This window comes from Streptosporangium roseum DSM 43021, from assembly GCF_000024865.1.
GTDB lineage: Bacteria > Actinomycetota > Actinomycetes > Streptosporangiales > Streptosporangiaceae > Streptosporangium > Streptosporangium roseum.
Map to the genome: position 1 here is coordinate 446,713 of NC_013595.1, position 16,385 is coordinate 463,097.

Annotated in this window: 18 protein-coding genes and 1 tRNA gene; 6 read left to right on the forward strand and 13 right to left on the reverse strand. The window is 70.3% G+C overall.

The features are described 5' to 3' along the window. Positions 1-170: 170 nt before the first annotated feature. From SROS_RS45610 to SROS_RS02085, 3 genes are read right to left on the reverse strand one after another with little or no spacing between them, the layout of a single operon-like run. On the reverse strand, positions 171-608 hold the full coding sequence (locus tag SROS_RS45610; RefSeq protein WP_012887216.1) for a YbaB/EbfC family nucleoid-associated protein: 438 nt from the start codon (positions 606-608) through the stop codon (positions 171-173). A gap of 2 nt (positions 609-610) precedes the next feature. Next, positions 611-1,522 carry a hypothetical protein gene (locus SROS_RS02080; protein ID WP_012887217.1) on the reverse strand — a complete coding sequence of 304 codons (912 nt, stop codon included), beginning with the start codon at positions 1,520-1,522 and terminating at the stop codon, positions 611-613. Positions 1,523-1,561: 39 nt separating this feature from the next. Next, entirely contained in the window at positions 1,562-1,846 is a 285-nt protein-coding gene (locus tag SROS_RS02085) for a hypothetical protein (protein ID WP_043651156.1), read from the reverse strand. Positions 1,847-2,424: 578 nt separating this feature from the next. On the opposite strand from SROS_RS02085, the gene SROS_RS02090 reads away from it, so the two are divergent. Continuing rightward, positions 2,425-3,165 (forward strand): DUF4118 domain-containing protein, encoded by a 741-nt coding sequence (locus tag SROS_RS02090; RefSeq protein WP_012887219.1) that lies wholly within the window; start codon positions 2,425-2,427, stop codon positions 3,163-3,165. A gap of 161 nt (positions 3,166-3,326) precedes the next feature. Here SROS_RS02090 and SROS_RS02095 read toward each other — a convergent pair whose 3' ends face one another. Further along, complete coding sequence (locus SROS_RS02095) at positions 3,327-4,007, reverse strand: TetR/AcrR family transcriptional regulator (RefSeq protein ID WP_012887220.1); 681 nt, start codon at positions 4,005-4,007, stop codon at positions 3,327-3,329. Between the two features lie 168 nt (positions 4,008-4,175). After that, positions 4,176-4,706: a hypothetical protein gene (locus SROS_RS49125; protein ID WP_012887221.1), complete on the reverse strand. Its 531-nt coding sequence runs from the start codon at positions 4,704-4,706 to the stop codon at positions 4,176-4,178. A gap of 214 nt (positions 4,707-4,920) precedes the next feature. Here SROS_RS49125 and SROS_RS02105 point away from each other — a divergent pair, with 214 nt between their 5' ends. Together SROS_RS02105 and SROS_RS02110 are read left to right on the forward strand one after the other, a co-directional pair. After that, the gene (locus tag SROS_RS02105) at positions 4,921-5,415 is read left to right on the forward strand and encodes a hypothetical protein (protein WP_012887222.1); all 495 of its coding nucleotides are present in this window, start codon (positions 4,921-4,923) and stop codon (positions 5,413-5,415) included. 72 nt (positions 5,416-5,487) lie between these two features. Continuing rightward, positions 5,488-6,099 (forward strand): nucleotidyltransferase domain-containing protein, encoded by a 612-nt coding sequence (locus SROS_RS02110; RefSeq protein WP_012887223.1) that lies wholly within the window; start codon positions 5,488-5,490, stop codon positions 6,097-6,099. A 313-nt stretch (positions 6,100-6,412) separates the two neighbouring features. Here SROS_RS02110 and SROS_RS02115 read toward each other — a convergent pair whose 3' ends face one another. Both SROS_RS02115 and SROS_RS02120 read right to left on the reverse strand, forming a co-directional pair. Then, complete coding sequence (locus SROS_RS02115; RefSeq protein ID WP_012887224.1) at positions 6,413-7,549, reverse strand: epoxide hydrolase family protein; 1,137 nt, start codon at positions 7,547-7,549, stop codon at positions 6,413-6,415. A gap of 145 nt (positions 7,550-7,694) precedes the next feature. Beyond that, complete coding sequence (locus SROS_RS02120) at positions 7,695-8,669, reverse strand: helix-turn-helix transcriptional regulator (RefSeq protein WP_012887225.1); 975 nt, start codon at positions 8,667-8,669, stop codon at positions 7,695-7,697. Between the two features lie 135 nt (positions 8,670-8,804). On the opposite strand from SROS_RS02120, the gene SROS_RS02125 reads away from it, so the two are divergent. After that, positions 8,805-9,200 (forward strand): RidA family protein, encoded by a 396-nt coding sequence (locus SROS_RS02125; RefSeq protein ID WP_012887226.1) that lies wholly within the window; start codon positions 8,805-8,807, stop codon positions 9,198-9,200. 200 nt (positions 9,201-9,400) lie between these two features. On the opposite strand, the gene SROS_RS02130 is transcribed toward SROS_RS02125, so the two are convergent. The 3 genes from SROS_RS02130 to SROS_RS02140 all read right to left on the reverse strand — a co-directional run bounded on the left by SROS_RS02130 (position 9,401) and on the right by SROS_RS02140 (position 11,441). Further along, positions 9,401-10,213: an aminoglycoside 3'-phosphotransferase gene (locus tag SROS_RS02130; RefSeq protein ID WP_012887227.1), complete on the reverse strand. Its 813-nt coding sequence runs from the start codon at positions 10,211-10,213 to the stop codon at positions 9,401-9,403. A gap of 173 nt (positions 10,214-10,386) precedes the next feature. Continuing rightward, positions 10,387-10,704 carry a DMT family transporter gene (locus tag SROS_RS02135; protein WP_012887228.1) on the reverse strand — a complete coding sequence of 106 codons (318 nt, stop codon included), beginning with the start codon at positions 10,702-10,704 and terminating at the stop codon, positions 10,387-10,389. A 5-nt stretch (positions 10,705-10,709) separates the two neighbouring features. Further along, a complete protein-coding gene (locus SROS_RS02140) occupies positions 10,710-11,441 on the reverse strand; it encodes an SDR family NAD(P)-dependent oxidoreductase (RefSeq protein WP_012887229.1) in 732 nt (243 codons plus the stop codon). Positions 11,442-11,526: 85 nt separating this feature from the next. On the opposite strand from SROS_RS02140, the gene SROS_RS51605 reads away from it, so the two are divergent. Next, a complete protein-coding gene (locus SROS_RS51605; protein ID WP_174435244.1) occupies positions 11,527-11,979 on the forward strand; it encodes a hypothetical protein in 453 nt (150 codons plus the stop codon). Between the two features lie 287 nt (positions 11,980-12,266). Here the strand turns inward: SROS_RS51605 and SROS_RS02150 are convergent. Beyond that, a tRNA-Pro gene (locus SROS_RS02150) sits at positions 12,267-12,340 on the reverse strand. Positions 12,341-12,373: 33 nt separating this feature from the next. Beyond that, positions 12,374-13,297, reverse strand: coding sequence for a metallophosphoesterase (locus SROS_RS02155; protein ID WP_012887230.1), 924 nt, complete (start codon positions 13,295-13,297; stop codon positions 12,374-12,376). 80 nt (positions 13,298-13,377) lie between these two features. On the opposite strand from SROS_RS02155, the gene SROS_RS02160 reads away from it, so the two are divergent. Then, positions 13,378-13,833: a GatB/YqeY domain-containing protein gene (locus tag SROS_RS02160; protein WP_031169442.1), complete on the forward strand. Its 456-nt coding sequence runs from the start codon at positions 13,378-13,380 to the stop codon at positions 13,831-13,833. A gap of 404 nt (positions 13,834-14,237) precedes the next feature. Here the strand turns inward: SROS_RS02160 and SROS_RS02165 are convergent, their stop codons facing one another. After that, entirely contained in the window at positions 14,238-16,349 is a 2,112-nt protein-coding gene (locus SROS_RS02165) for a transglycosylase domain-containing protein (RefSeq protein WP_245564705.1), read from the reverse strand. Between the last annotated feature and the right edge of the window lie 36 nt (positions 16,350-16,385).

Consider the following 16,385-nt stretch of genomic DNA (forward strand, 5'->3'; position numbering starts at 1 on the left):
GCTCATACGGGCCGGACATTGATTCATGCGCTTTCTTGATGCCCGTCCCGGCGCCACCCCTCTCGTATGGCGGAAACAGGCGTCACGGGATGTGCGGCGCGCGTTCAGAAGCCCCCGCAGCCGACTTCGGGCGGGGAGGCGGACCGGTGTCAGACCTCCGCCGTGTCCGGTCAGCGGCGGATCATGCCGCGGAGTCTCTCTATCGTCTCGGTGGCGGCCCGCAGGTTCTCCTGGAGCGTCCCGGTCGCGTCGCGCAGCCGGTCACCGGCCGTCTGCCGGTCGGTGATCAGGCGGTTGTCCGCCTCCAGGACCTCGGCCGCCCGCTCCCCCGCCTGGACCTCGACGTCGCGCTGAGCTCGGTGGACGAGCTCCAGGATTGTCTCCGCGAGCTCGCCCGAGGGCATGCGCATCGCCCGCGGATCGATGTCGATTCTCCGGAGGCCTCCGGAGCTGGAATATTCGACCGAGACGCGGCGGTCATCGGATTCCGCGCGGGCGGTGAGGTCGCCGGCGGCCCTGTGCAGCTCCTGTACCCGATCGAAGAAACGGTGCGCGTCACGCGCCGTCTTCTCCGGATCGAAACCCAGGGCCCGCTTGAAATCTTCCATATTCATTCCCAGGGATAGTCGTAGGAGCCGTCCGGGTCCTGCTCCGGAACATGGGGGCCCGTGACCGTCTGCCGGCCACCGGAGACGTCGCTGACACCCTTGACCCCCGCGAACTGCGTGAGTCCGGGCGGCAGCGGCAGGCCCGCGCGCGAGCCCGCCCTGTCGCCCCAGAAACCGCCGCCGGGGAACCTTCCGTCGATGCCGTGGGCGGTGAGGTCCCGCTCCGCCCTGTTCGCGGTGCCCCAGATCAGCAGGGGCCCCTGGGAGACGGTGGCCTGGGCGAAGTCGGTCACCGCGCTGTGATCGCCGTTCACGGCCTCGACGAAGACGTCGCCCGCGATGGTGGCTCCGAGAAGTCCGGCGCAGGTGTGGAGCAGGGTGTCGAGCCCGGATTCGACCGCCTCGAACCCGCTGAACATTTTCATCAACACGTTCAGCGCCAGGATTCGCGCGCTCGCGACGCTGAGCGGAGAGACGGCGGCCAGAAGAACCCAGGCCGCGATCGCCGCCATGGCCGCCGCGACGAGCCACACGAACATGATCATGGCAGCCAGCGCGACGGCCGACATGTAGAGGACCGCGGCGACGAGGGAGGCGCGGATCTCGATGCTCAGCAGCTCGTCGAGGAAGGCGTCCATCCGGCGCTGGAAGGCCCTTCCGTCCTGGCTCCTCCAGCCGTTCCCGGAGACGCCGGCGACGAGGTCGCCGATCCGCTCCCTGGCGGCCCGCACGTCCGCGGCGACCCCGCTCCAGACCTCGGCCCCCTCCCAGAAGGCATCGGGGCTGTACTGGTGGACGTACATCTTGGCGACGAACGGCCACGCCCCCGGTGCTCCCAGAGCGGAAAGGGTCAGCGCGGCTCCGGTCCCGACCTGCAGGCTCAGCTTCGCCAGCTCGGCGCCGCCGTCAAACATCGCGTTCTTTTCCCCGCCCGCCGTACCCCGTCGCGGGCATCAGACCGCCTTGACGGTGCCGGCGTGTTCCGCGCCCGTCCAGTTGCCGGCCGAGACCCCCACCATCTCCGCCATCTCGACGGTGTCCTCCGTCTTCCTTCTCAGCTCCTGAAGGGTGAACGCCTCGACCTCGCTGTAGGCGACGGCCAGGGAGTAGGTGAAGGACGTGAACGCCGACTCCGCGACGGTGAGTCCGACGATGCCCTGGATCACTTTGTCCACTGGTCCGGCCGCTTCGGAGAGGCTCTCCATGATCGCGCGTAACCGCTCCCGCTCGATCTCCACCTCGTGCGGAGCCGCGGGGGGCGGCGGGGTGAAGGGATCTCCCTGCCAGGGGGAGGGGGTATGCCCTCGGGGCCGGTCCGCTCCTTCCCCTCTCTCCCGGAACGGCGCCCCTGCCCAAGGCGATGTCCCGCCGTTCCAGGCCGGTTCACTCGGGTGCGCGTGGGACGTCGCGTTGCCGGTTTCCCCCATGGTCGCCTTCCGCCAATAGCCGTATCGGGTGGTGTGATCACCTCAAGCTAGGGATGGCCGCTCTGATCCAGCAAGAATGTTTACGGCTTTTTCACGCCTTTTCATCCGTCGCTCCTGGTCCCGGAGCTGGACGTCAAGAAATCATCAATAATTCCATCGTGACCGCGGAGAACGCGTAAACGCTTTTCCTCGTGGCTGTTTCATGCGTTCGCGGCGCCTGCCCGGCGTGTTCCCGCAGCCCGTCGCCTGCCGTATGAGGAGCGGGTAGATGGTCGCGGTGATTTCCGGCGCGTGTCGTGATCTTCCATCGTCAGGTCGGCGGGGCCGATGGCTGGGTAAGGGAAATATGTCGGCCTTGGCAGGCAGGGTATGAGGACGGGGGCCCAGCGATGCCTCGCTACCTGGACAGGGACCGTATCGCGATCGTGGCCGCGGTGGTGGTGCCGCTGGTCGTCTCGGCGATACTCGTGCCGTTCCGCGAGAGCTTCTCCAACACGAACGTGGCTCTCGTCCTGGTCGTGACCGTGGTCGCGGTGGCCGCCAACGGACACCGCCTCGCCGGCGCGCTCGCGGCGGTGTCGGCCGCCGTATGGTTCGACTTCTTCTTCACCCGGCCCTACCAGCGGTTCACCATCACCAAGTCCGCAGACGTCCAGACCGCTGTGCTGCTGCTCGTCGTGGGCCTGGCGGTCTCACAACTGGCCGCCAGGGCGCGGCGCCTGCACCTGGTCGCCATCACCGACGCCGGCTACCTGGCCCGGCTCCACGACACCGCCGAGCTGGCCCAGTCCACGAAATCACCCGACACGGTGGTGGACCATGTCGCGGCTCAGCTCACCGACCTGCTGGGCCTGCGCGGATGCCGCTTCGAGTACGGGTCCCTGATCGGCCATCCCCCACGCCTCGAACAGGACGGCACGGTGATCTGGGACCGCAGACGCTGGGACGTCGAACGGCTGGGCCTGCCGGACAGGGAGGTCGAGCTGCGCACGTTCGGCAACGGCCATTTCTACGGCCGGTTCATGCTCGATCCCACCCCCGGCACCATCCCGTCCCTGCAGGCACGACTCGTCGCGGTGACCCTCGCCGACCAGGTCGGCGCCGCGCTCGACACCGCAGGCAACGGTTAGGGCGGGGACCGCCGGTCAGGCGTCGCCGAGTGTGGCGCGGAGGCGGGTGAAGAACTGAGGATCGCGTCTTTTCACCTGAGGGAAGGGGCACGCTTCCGGAGGCGACGGCCTGCTCAATGGGGCTTCCGATCACCTCGCCGTCCTTGGCGGAGGCGGCTGGATCACTCGGGCTGGAGGGGCATGGCAGCCCCCTGGGCGACAGCGTATTCGCCGGGGTCTTTTTGCGGGCGCCGACCGGAGGCGGGGGCTGCCGGCTCCGGGAGGTCGGCGATGAGGGCGGCGGCGCAGCCGGTGACGAGGTCCTCGGCGTACGGGGGGATCGGCTCGCCGGACCGGTGGTGGCGGCGGACGGTGGCGTACGGAAGGTCCACCGTGGCCAGGAGGAGCCGTTCCACGTCGTGAGGCTCGTCCCTTCCCAGGCGCCTGGCCAGGTCGCGCAGGGCGCTCGTGACCCGGCCGTTGCCCTGCGCCAGCCGTTCGCGTGCTTCGGCCGGCCAGTTGGGCCCGTCGAAGTCGGCGGGGCCGTACAGCAGGATCTGTGTCTCGTCCGGATGGGCGCGGCTCCAGGTGACGACGTGGCGGGCCGCGTCCAGGACCGCCCGCGCCGGCGGGTCGGTGGCCAGGGCCGCGAGAAAGCCCTCCTGGAACCGTTCGGTGGTGCGCAGCCACAGCGCGGCGAGCATGGCGGAGCGGCCGGGGAACCGGTGGTAGATCGAACCGCTCGGGGCGCGAGCCGCGCGGGCGACCGCCGACACGGTGACGGTGCTCGGGCCGCCCGCGGCCACCAGCTCGGCGGCGACGTCGAGCAGCCGGTCGATGTCGTGCTGAGACGGTCTTCCCATGTGGCCGAGGGTATCGGCGCCGGCGCGTATTGGAGAGCCGGCGCGTATTAGAGAGCCAGTGCGTATTAGAGAGTCGGCGCGTATTAGAGAGAGGTCTCCCGAAGCTCGTGGTGAGAGGGCTCCGGGAGCACGCCGGGCCCGGTCCCGCGGGCCGGCGGGCTCATCCCGTCATTTCTGGACGAGCTCCTCGATCCGCACGGCCACCCCGTTCTTGAGCGTCACCTTGGCGTACGGGACGCCGCCCTTCTTGAGCGCCTTCTCCAGCTGGGCCGCGGTGCACTTGTGCGGGACCGCGCCCTTGTCGCAGATCGCTCCCCGCAGGTCGAGCACCACCGCTTCCGGGCTGAGCATGACCGGCTGGGAGTCGCCCGCGTCGAGCTGCACGGTGATCCAGCCAGGCTGCGTCGGGCTCGCGCTGAGCGCGCCGATCAGGTCGAGGGCGGGCCCCGTGTCCCCGGCCCCGTCGCCCGGTGCCGCCGCCGTGGGCTCCGCGGAGGCGGCCGGGGTCGCAGGGCCGGACGAGGACGCCGAGGCGGCCGGAGCCGTGGGAGTGGAGGCGGTCTCGGCCCCGGCCGCGGACGCGGAGGCGGCCGGGGTCGTGGGGGGAGCAGACGGGTCGCCCTCCCCTGAACAGGCGGTGAGGCCGGCGGCGAAAGCAGCCACCAGGAGGACGCGCGTTATCTTCAACGATCTGCTCATAAGGCGCAACCATCCCACGGGGCCTGGCGGGGGTGGTATTCGGAGAGACGCCCGCCCGGTCCGCCGGGGAAGCGCCCCGGCGCCACGCGGGCCGCGCACCCTGGTCCGAGGTAGGGGCCGCCCCACCCCGAACCAGGGTGGGGACGGGCGTGATCCGGCCCGGTGCGCGGTGAAGACTCGGTGTCACCGTCCGCCACCACCTGAGGGATCCTCCATGTCGACGCAGCACGCCCCGCAGTCCGCGATCCGCCCGTCAGCCGTTCCCGCAGCCGTCAGGACCGCGTCGGCACTCTGGTTCACCGCCGTGGGCGCCGGCGCCTTCGAGGCGGCCCTGGCCGTCGCCGGCGTGCTGGCCGACGGATCGGCCTCCCCCGCCGACCTCGCCCCGGGCCTGGGTCTCCGGCTGGCGGTCTTCGCCGCGGCGATCTTCATGGCCGTGCGCCTGCGTCAGGGCCGTCCCTGGTCGCGCATCGCTCTCGCCCTGACCCTCGGTGTCTTCGGCACCGTCTCGCTGGTGATCGAACCGGTCCGGTGGCTCCTTGATGGGCATTCGATCGGCCAGGCCGTCGCGGACGCCGACGCGATGGCGTTCGTGTTCGCCGGGAGCCGGATCGTGCATCTCGTGGCTGTCCTGTCGGCCATGGCGATGATGTTCAGCCCGGAGGCGAACGCCTGTTTCCGCGGCGCGTCCCGCTCGCCACGCGGATGACCCGGCGGCTGACGGAAGCCCCGTGGATCATCGGGCTTCACCCCGCCCGCAGAGATCGGCGAAGATGGCGGGATGCCACGCACCGAGACACCGTGGGGTCCCTGGGAGCCGGCACCGCTGGCCGAGGTCGTCGAGCTGTTCACCGGCCTGGCGGCGCCGTGGTGGGTGAGCGGCGGATACGCGATCGAGCTCGCGGTCAGCAGGGCCTACCGCGAGCACGCGGACGTCGACATATCGGTGCTCCGCCGCGACCACCGGACGGTACGGCGGCTGCTGGCGGGCTGGGACTGCTGGGCGGCCGACCCGCCCGGCACGCTCCGGCCGTGGCCCGTGGACGAGCCGCTGCCGCCCGGAGTCCACGACGTCTGGGTCCGGGAAGGCGAGGGCGGACCGTGGCGCTTCCAGCTGATGCTCGACGAGTCCGACGGTGACCAGTGGGTGTACCGCCGGGATCCACGGATCCGCCGCCCGCTGGAATCGTGCACGGCCACCGCCGGCGGCGGCTTCCCCCGGATCGCTCCGGAGATCCAGCTCCTCTACAAGGCCGAAGACCCGCGTCCCAAGGACGAGATCGACTTCACCCAGGTCCTGCCCCGCCTGGCCGAGGCGCAGAAGCGATGGCTGGACGAGGCCCTCGCGACCGAGCACGGCGCCCACCCGTGGCGTGACCGCCTGCGTTCCTGAACAGGAGCTTTGATGACGTCGCCCTTCAACGCGGTGCCGGCACGGATCGACGGGCAATCGCCTCCGGCGGACCGTCGCACGGCACTGCGACGACGGTGGCCGCCGCGCCGGGCCGCGGCCCCCACAGCGGCGACTTGCCCTGGAAGGCATCCATGATCCGGCCGGCCCGAGGGACATTCCGGCGGCCGATTCGACCTGGGCGTGCGCTCCACAGATCCCGAGGCGACATCGGCGAGTTGCCCGGCGGGTGCCGGCGCCCGGAGCGCGTGCCGCTCCAGGCCCCGGGCTCACACCTGTGCCCACGTCAGGTTCGTCACCGCAACATCCCGAAGAACGCCCGGATGTCGGCCGCGTGGTCCTGCGGCACCTCCATCGCCACGAAGTGGCCGCCGGAGTTCCCCTCCGGCCAGTGAACGATCTTGTTGTCCCGCTCGGCGAGGCGGCGCATCAGGGCGGAGCCGCCCCCGTACACGCCGGACGGCACCCGGTTCTGCCCCTTCGGCCAGGCGAAACCGCCGTCCTCGGCCAGGGTCACGCGGTCGTACATCGGCCACGAGGACGACCCCGACGTGCCGGTGAACCAGTACAGCGAGGCGTTGGTCAGCATCAGGTCCCGGTCGATGGCCTGCTCAGGCGTGTCCACCGTGATGCTGAACTCCTTGAACTTGTTGATCAGCCAGGCCAGCAGCCCGACCGGGGAGTCGTTCCAGGCGTACGCGAAGGTCTGCGGCGCGGCCCGCAGCAGCGCGTGATGGTCCACACCGCCGCTCATCCACTGTTGCATCATCTGCCACTCCGCGCGCTCGGCGTCGTTCATGTCCGGCACATCGGCCTCGGTCGGGAAGCCGAACCCGCCGTCGATGTGCACGCCGACGACGTGCTCGGGATCCGCCGCGGCCACCGCCGGCGCGATGTAGGCACCCAGATCGCCGCCCTGGGTGCCGTACCGGTCGTAGCCGAGGCGGGCCATCAGCTCGGCCCACATCCGGGCCACCCGGTCGACCGTGAACCCGGTCCGAGGCGGGGCCTGGGAGAAGCCGAAGCCCGGCACCGACGGCACCACGACGTGGAAGGCGTGCGCCGGGTCGGCCCCGTACGCGCGAGGGTCGGTCAGCGGGCCGATCAGGTCGACGAACTCGACGAACGAGTTCGGCCAGCCGTGCGTGAGGATCAGCGGCAGCGCGTCCGGCTCCGGGGACCGTACATGCAGGAAGTGCACGTCCAGCCCGTCGATGCCGGTGACGAACTGGGGGAACCGGTTCAGCCGTGCCTCCTGGGCACGCCAGTCGTATCCGCCCGCCCAGTGGTCGACCAGGTCCCGCAGGTAGTCCACCGGCACTCCGCGGCTCCAGCCGTCACCGGGCAGCTGCCGGGGCCATCGGGTACGGCTCAGCCTGTCGCGAAGGTCGTCGAGGTCGGCTTGCGGGATGTCGATTCGAAACGGCGTCATGCGAACCACGTTAGAGACCATGTAGGTCAGGTTCTGGCACACATGGCGAGCATCCTTGAATCATGTCCTCAGATACCCCGGGCCGGCTGCTGACCCTGCTGTTGCCCCGGCAGGAACGCGGCCTGCCCGCGGAAGGCGACAGCTCTCAGGATGACACTCCGTAGCGGGTGGCGATCGCGGCGGCGCGGTCGCGCAGGGAGTTGCGCAGCCACTGCGGGGCCAGGGCTTCCGCGTCCGTGGTGAGCTGCCACAACGCCCATTCGGCGTGTCTCGGATCTTGGAAGGTCACCTCCAGCCGCAGCCGGCCGTCTGAGTCGGCTTCTTCGGCGAGGACGGCCAGCGCGGTGCCCACCAGTTCCTCCCGCCGCGCCGGGTCCATCCGTACCAGCACGGTGACCTGGTCGCCGCCGCTCCGAAACCGCGTGCTGCGTTCCTGCCAGGCCCGGCCCAGATCGACCCGGTCCGGTCGCTGTGCGGGTTCGGCGAGTTCCTCGGCGGCCAGGACCCGGGACAGCCGGTAGGTGCGGTCCGCGCCGGACCTCGTGGCCAGCAAGTAGCCCCGGTCGCGTACGGTGACCAGGCCGATCGGGTCCACCGTTCGCCACTGCGGGGCCTGGTCCGCAGCCGCGTAGTGGATGCGCAGCTTGTGCCCGGCGAACACCGCGCGCAGGACCTCGGCCACCATGGCGTCAGGAACCTCCTCATCGACCAGCCGACGCGAGAGGAGATCGGCCTCCGGGTCGATGAGCAATCGCTCGGCCGCGCCGGCCGCGGTGTCCCGATAGCTTTCGGGTAGCGCGTCGACCACCTTGAGCATCGCCGAAGCGAGCGCCGAGCCGAGGCCGAATGCCTGCGCGCCGCGCCGCGATCCGGCGACCAGCAGGGCAAGGGCCTCGTCGGGGTTCAGTCCGGTGAGCTCGGTCCGGAAACCGGGCAGCAACGCGAAACCGCCGTGCCGGCCGCGTTCGGCGTAGACCGGGACGCCGGCCGCGGACAGCGCCTCGATATCGCGCAGCACGGTGCGGGTGGACACCTCCAGCTCGCGGGCCAGCGCGGCCGCGGACAGCCGACCGTGCCGCCGCAGCAGCAGCACCAGCGAGACCAACCGGTCGGCGCGCATACGAAAACTCTAAAGGAATACACGACACAGGATGTCGTGATTTGCCGGGAGGCTGATCAACACGACGAAAAGTCGGCGGCTACCGAGCCGATGGACGTACGTGATGTCGACGAATCGAATGGAGCCGATGTGGCAATGGAGCGAACCGCGGTCAACCCGTGGGCGTGGTCGGTGGAGATGGGGTACAACCAGGGTGAGATCATCTCCGGGCACACCCGGACCCTGTACTGCGCCGGGCAGACCGCGATGAGCGGCGACGGCAAGCCCCAGCACGCCGATGACATGGCGGCGCAGTTGGCGCTGAGCCTCGACAACCTGGAGGCCGTGCTCGGCGAGGCCGGCATGTCCCTCGCGAACCTCGTCCGGCTCAACGTCTACACCACCGACGCCGATCGGCTCTTCGAGCACTACGGAGTGCTGGCGTCGCGGTTGGGCGCCGCCGGGGTGGCACCGTCCACCACGATGCTCGGCGTGACACGGCTGGCGATCCCCGACCTGATGGTCGAGCTTGAGGGGACCGCCGTCGCGTGATGCGACCTCGCCGCCTCCGGCAAAGCTGCCGGAGGCGGCACGAGAAGTAGGCAGGTGGGTGATTTCCGGTGCTCTCAGGATGGCGACAATCGGCGTCTACGGCTTCGACGGCGAGTCCTTCCTGCGACGACTGCGGCTTGGGCGTTGACGGAGGGGACCGACAGCTTCGTCGCCGAGTCGGTCACGGGCGGCGCAACCGGTCAGGCCATGTCCCAGAGCAGGCGGTAATAGGCGATGCGCTCCGGGTCCGGGGTGATCCCGTAGGCGTCGTACAGGATGCCGTCGTATCCCGGGCCGTAGTTCCACTCTGTGCTCCAGGCCGTGACCGCGAGGTCGGCCCACCGGTCGGCCACTCCGAGCGAACCAAGGTCGACGTGTGCGGCGAACGTGCCGTCGTCGTGCAGCAGGGTGTTGGGGACGCACGCGTCCCCGTGACAGACGACCAGGCGGTCGATCGCGGGCGGCTCGCCGATGCGCGCCCGGGCCTTGGCCAGATCGAGGTGCCGGTGCTCGGGGGACCAGCCGGCCGGCTCCTCTCCGTCGGCGATGCGCTCGTCGGCGCGCGCGAGCCGTCGATCGATGCTCCAGTCGAACGGGCACTGCTCCACGGGCAGAACGTCGTGGAGCAGGCGCAATCCTCGGCCGATCGCGGCCGCCGCGGTCGCCGGGTCGGCGATCCACCGAGGGTCCACCGCCGAGCGGCCGGGGACGGCTTCTGTGACCAGCCACGCGCCGTCGGCGTCCGTCCCGTGCTCGATGACTCGCGGGACGGTCGCCCATCGCTGCGCCCAGGCCAGGCGCTCGGCCTCGGCGGGGAGGTCGATCTCCGGGGTGCCGGCGGCGATCCATTTGGCATACCTGGTGCCGCCGCGCCCGTCCTCCAGGCGGAAGGTGAGGCCGCCGAGCTCGTTGCGCCACACCGGGGTGACGGTGTCGCCGCCGGCGAGCGCCGCGACGACGTCGGGGACGGTCACGGGGCCGGTCGGGATCTCGGCGATGACGGGGCGGCTCATGGGGCGAGATCCTTCCAGGGGCGTCGCACCGGCGACAAACGGGTTTTCGCGGTGGCGAGGGTCCTGCCGGCGAGAACGAGGCTGCGTTGCCTCGACTGCGGGAAGACCTACCGTCGGAAATCTTGTAGGGGGCAGCCCCCTGAGAATCCCCGAGATCGGACGGCCCCGACCTTTCACCCGTCCAGGAGCTTGAGACCGATGACGCCGATCAAGATGAGCGCCAGGCAGGCCAGCCGGGCAGGTGCCGCGCTTTCGCCCAGGGCGGCGATGCCCACGACGGCGACTCCGAGCGCGCCCAGTCCGACCCAGACGGCGTACGCGGTGCCCATGGGCAGGGTCTTGAGCGCGAAGGTGAGCATGACGAAGCTCAAGACCGCCGTCGTCACCCCGATGAACGTCGGCCAGGGCCGGGTGAACCCGTCTGAGCGTTCGAGCGCGGTGGCCCAGACGATCTCCAGCACGGCCGCCACGAAGAGCAGAGCCCAGGCCATGGCGGTCAGGCCGTGGTGCCCGCGTCGACGGTGATGGCGGCGCCGGTGATGTTCCGGCCGCCCTCACCCGCCAGATGGGCGACGGTGGCGGCGATGTCATCGGGGCTGCAGTAACGATCCAGGGCGGTGTACCGTCGCTCCTCCGCCGCTTCCGGGCTGTCGGCCGGGTTCATCTCGGTGTCGGTCGAACCGGGATGGACGAGGTTGGCCGTGATCCCCCGCGGCCCCAGGTCCCTGGCAAGACCCTTGGTCAGGCCGATCAGCGCGGACTTGCTCATCGCGTAGAGCGTCCACCCCGGGTACGGCACGCGCTCGACGAAACTGCTGCCGATGCAGATGATCCGGCCGCCCGGACCCATGTGCCGGGCGGCTGCCTGCGCCAGCACGAACGAGGCGCGGGCATGGATCGCGAGGGTGTTGTCGACCTCGGCCAGCGTCACCTCCTCCAGCGGCCCGAACGGGGCGATGCCGGCGCTGCTGACCACGATGTCGATCCGCCCGAACTCGGCGACCGTACGCTCGACCGCCGCGACCAGCGCACCGGCGTCGGCGGAATCCGCGGCCATGGCCAGCCCGCGGGCGCCGGCGGCCTCGATCTGCCCGACGACCTCCGCCGCCCGATCGGCCGAGCGGGCGTAGGTGATCACCACGTCGGCGCCTTCGGCGGCCAGCCGTACGGCGATGGCGGCGCCGATCCCACGGCTCCCCCCGGTGACGAGCGCGACCCTGCGTGTCATGATGTCTCCCTTATGCGGAATGAGTTCCGTTTAAATATAAACCGGAATCAATTCCGTTTGCAACGCCTGCCCGTAGCCTGTGACCGTGGACGGCATGACGAGCCCGCGCCGCGAGCGGGCCGACGCGGCGCGCAACCGGGTGAAGATCCTCACCGCCGCCGCCGAGATCGTCGCCGCTCACGGTGTCGAGGGGCTGTCGATGGCGGAGGTGGCCGCCGCCGCGGGAGGTGGAACGCGCGCGACCCTCTTCGCCTCCTGGGGTCCCGGTCGTAACGGCGGTGAATCCAACGATGTTGCTGCTGATGCCGGCCGTATTCCGGTGGCACCTCAGGTAGGCGCGAGCGGCTTCCTGCCTGCCGGCCGGCACGACGTCGCCCGCCGGGCCCGCGACGCCGGGGTCGGCCTGATGACCCTGTCCGACTTCGCCGTACGCCCGTCCCGTCCCGGCCTGGTCGTCGGCTACGGCGCCATCCCGCTCGACCGGATCGACGACGGGCTCACTCGGCTCCTGTCGGTCATCGACGCCGAGGACGCGTGAGCGCGGTCGAAGCGGGGTCGAGGAACAACGGGACAGCCATCAGCGGTACGGGCTGTTCGAGCAGGTCCAGGCGGTGCACGACCAACGGTGCCGAGTCGGCCTTCAGGGTTCTGTTTCGTGGATCATCTGAGTCGGCCGCTCCCTCCAGGATTTCTCCAGGGCGGGGCGGTGGCCGTGGACCGCATTCGAGAGGTGGTCCGGAGGCTTGGTCACGCAGTCAGATGTCCAAGAATGACTAAAGGCCACTTACGGAGATCGTAAGTGGCCTCTGGCCTCGGGAATTGGAGTCGGGGTGACAGGATTTGAACCTGCGACCTCTTCGTCCCGAACGAAGCGCGCTACCAAGCTGCGCCACACCCCGGTGCACGTCGGTCTTGCTCGTGCTTGGGAAAGTCTAGCGGACTTCGCGGGTGCTTGCGTCACTTCGGCGGCGGGGCACCAGCGTGAGGAGGCTCGCCTCGGGGAAGCAGGCGAAACGGGCGGGGGCGTAGGGGCTGGTGCCGAGGCCGGCGGAGACGTGGAGGTAGGCGGAGTCGTGGCGGCTCAGGCCCTTGACGCGGGCCCGGTCGATGCCGCAGTTGGTGACCAGCGCGCCGTAGAACGGGATGCAGAGCTGGCCGCCGTGGGTGTGGCCGGCGAGCAGCAGCTGGTAGCCGTCGGAGGCGAAGCGGGTCATGTTGCGGGGCTCGGGGGAGTGCATGACGCCCAGGCGGAGGTCGGCCTCCTCGGGGGCCGGACCGGCGATCATGTCGTAGCGGTCGAGGTTGATGTGGGAGTCGTGGATGCCGCCCACGGCCACGTCGAGGTCGCCGACCTTGATCCGGGCGGTGGTGTTGTTCATGTCCAGCCAGCCCTCGACGGCCATGCCGGCGCCGAGCTCCTGCCAGGGGAGCGAGGGGATCGTCTGGCCGTGGTCGCCCTTGGAGGTGCGCCAGAGGTAGCGCACGGGGTTCTTGGGGCGCGGGGCGTAGAGGTCGTTGGAGCCGTAGACGAACAGGCCCGGACGGGACAGCAGCGGCTCCAGGGCGTGCAGGAGGGGGCCGACCGCGTCGGGGTGGGCGATGGTGTCGCCGGTGTTGACCACCAGATCGGGCTTGAGGTCGCCCAGCGAGCGCACCCAGTCGATGAGCATCCGCCTGCCCGGCGTGAGATGGAGGTCGGACAGGTGCAGGATGCGCACCGGACGCTGGCCGGGCTCCAGCACGGGCACGTCGAAACGCCGCAGTCGGAACGCGTTGCGCTCGACGACCGAGGCGTAGGCGAGGCCGGCCATGCCGACACCGAGCAGGGACAGGGGCACCGCGGCTGCTTTCCTCACCTACTCATCATGCCCGACATCGGGCTCCCCGAAGGAGACTTGGGATACGGCGGAGCTGGTGAGACGGCAAGATGGACCGCATGAGCACATTGAAGGACAAGCTGAAGACCGACCTCACGGCCTCCATGAAGAGCAGGGACGAGGTCCGCACCCGGACGATCCGCATGGCTCTCGCGGCCGTGAACGTCGAGGAGGTCGCGGGCAAGACGGCGCGCGAGCTCTCCGACGACGAGATCATCAAGGTGCTGACCAAGGAGGCCAAGAAGCGCCGCGAGGCGGCCGAGGCGTTCAGTGGCGCCGGTCGCACGGAGCAGGCGCAGGCCGAGGTGGACGAGCAGGCCGTGCTGGAGGAGTACCTCCCGGCCCAGCTCTCCGACGAGGAGCTCGGCAAGCTCGTGGACGAGGCCGTCGCCGAGACCGGTGCCGCCGGGCCCCAGGCGATGGGGCAGGTCATGAAGGTCCTGAACCCCAAGGTCGCCGGGCGGGCGGAGGGCGGCCGGGTGGCGCAGGCCGTACGCGCCCGGCTGTCGGCCTGAGCGGGCCGCGCGTCCGGACGGCGGCGCTCCGGGCGGGCCGCGCGTTCAGGTGACGGTGGCCCGGCTGGGGCACGCGTCTGTGCGACGGTGGCCCGGGACGTGCGCGTCTGTGTGACGGCGGTCCGGGACGTGCGCGTCTGTCCGGCGGCGGTCCGGGACGTGCGCGTCTGTCCGGCGGCGGTCCGGGACGTGCGCGTCTGTCCGGCGGCGGTCCCGGACGGGCGCCGCTGTGACCGGGGGCCGGAAGAGGAACGGCGCGCCTCCGCGGCCGCGGCCCGGAGGGGGCTGCGCGCCCCTCTGCCGGTCGGAGAGCGGCTGCGGGCCCGTCTGAGGGTCAAGGGCCCCGGTACGGCGAGAGCCCTCCCTGATGCGTCAGGGAGGGCTCCGGTGTCTCCGCGGGGGAGCTACGGGACGACGGGGATGCTGTTGTCGCCGATGTCGCCCTCGTTCATGAAGCCGCCGTTGCCGTCTCCGGTGATCACGATGTTGCCGTCGTCGGTCCCCGGCCCGTTGCCGTCGGTGGTGCCGGGCTTCCTGGTGGGCGGCGGGGCGCAGAGGCCGGAGCAGCCGCCGAAGCGACTCATGTTCACCGGGGTGAAGGAGCTCGGGTCGATGCCCTTCAGCGCGCCGAGCATGGAGTACTTCCAGATCCGGCCGGAGATCGACGCGCCGTACACGTAGCTGTAGCCACGCCCGCCGATGGTCACGTTGACCAGGTCGTGCTTGAAGGCGCCGCGCGGGTCGCCGAGGCTGACCGCGGAGGCCAGGTCGGGGGTGAAGCCGGCGAACCAGGCCGCGGTGTAGCCGTCGGTGGTGCCGGTCTTGCCCGCCGCCGGCCGGCCGATGCCGCCGACCTCGGTCATCGTGCCCTTGGTGAACACCCCGGACATGATGTGGGTGGCCGCGTCGGCGACCTCCTCGTCCAGGACCTGGCTGCACTTCGGCTTGTACGGCGTGGCCTTGCCGTTGCGGTCGCGGATCTCGGTGATGGCCATCGGCTTGCAGTAGGTGCCGCGGGCGGCGATCGTCGCGTAGGCGGCCGACACCGTCACCGGGTCCATCTCATTGATGCCGAGGGTGAAGGTCTCGAACTCCTTCAGCTTGGCCCCGTCGGCCCGCTTGATGCCCAGCTTCTTGGCCATCTTGACCACATCGCAGAGGCCGACCTGCTCCTCCAGCTTCAGGAAGAAGGTGTTCACCGAGCCCAGGGTGCCGGTGGTCAGGGACTTGAAGCCGCCGCCGCCCTCGCTGGAGTTGCGGACCTCGTGGCCGGGGTCGCCGACCCGGTTGCCCTCGCAGTCGCGGAACGAGCTGGTGCTGGGCGCCCGGTAACCGGCGCCGGTGGTGTTGCCGTCGTTGAGCTTCATGCCCTTGTCGAGGGCGGTGAGCAGGGTGAAGGGCTTGAACGTGGAGCCGGCCTGGAAGCCCGCGCCGCCGCCGTGCATGACGTCGGCCGCGAGGTTGTAGCTCATCTCGTTCTTCTTCTTGTTCTGCCCGAACTTCCGGCTGGCGGCCATCGCCTTGATGGCACCCGTGCCGGGGACGACCATCGCCTGCGCGGCGACCGGGTGGTCGCTGGTCTTCACGTACTCCTTGATGGCCTTCTCGGAGGCCTTCTGCGCCTGCAGGTCGAGCGTCGTCTTGATCGTCAGGCCGCCGCGCTGGAGCTGCTTCTTGCGCAGCGAGGCGGTCTTGCCGAACTGCTCGTTGTTGAGCATCTCGTACTGGGCGTAGAGGCAGAAGTAGGGGTAGGCGCTCTCGTCGCAACCACCGGGGACCGGGGTGTCCTTGAACCCGAGCTTCTTGGCCTTGGCCTCCGTGGCCTCCTGCTCGGTGATCTTGCCGAGCTCCTTCATCCGGTCCAGGACGGTGTTGCGCCGGTCCAGCAGCCGCTGGCGGCTCGCCTTGCCCGCGTTCGGGTCGGTCCCGCTGGGGTTCTGCACGGCCCCGGCGAGGGTGGCCGCCTCCCACAGGTTCAGCTTGGAGGCGGGCTTGCCGAAGAACCGCTTGGAGGCGGCCTGGATGCCGTGGGCGCCCGCGCCGAAGTAGGAGATGTTGAGATAGCGCTCAAGGATCTCCGGCTTGGTGTATTTCTCCTCGATGGCCATCGCGTAGCGCAGCTCGTTGAGCTTGCGGGAGAACGTCGGGGCGATGGCCGCCTTCTGCTCTTCCTTCGTCTCGGCGCTGTTGACCAGCACCTGCTTGACGTACTGCTGCGTGATGGAGGAGCCGCCCTGGATGTCTCCGCCGCCCGTGGTGTTCTTCACCGCCGCGCGGAAGGTGCCCTCCAGGTCGATGGCCCCGTGCTCGTAGAACCGGAAGTCCTCGATCGAGACGATCGCGGTCTTCATGATGTCGGCGACCTCGTCGAGCGCCACCGACTCGCGGTTCTCGTAGTAGAACTGGGCGAACTGCTTGCCGTCCGCGTCGAGCAAGGTGGTCTTCTCCGCGAGGGGGGGCTCGCTGAGCTCCTCGGGGAGCAGGTGCAGCTCCTCCGTGGCGGACTTCACGGTCATCCCCGCGCCGCCCACCGCCGGAAGCGCGATGGCAGC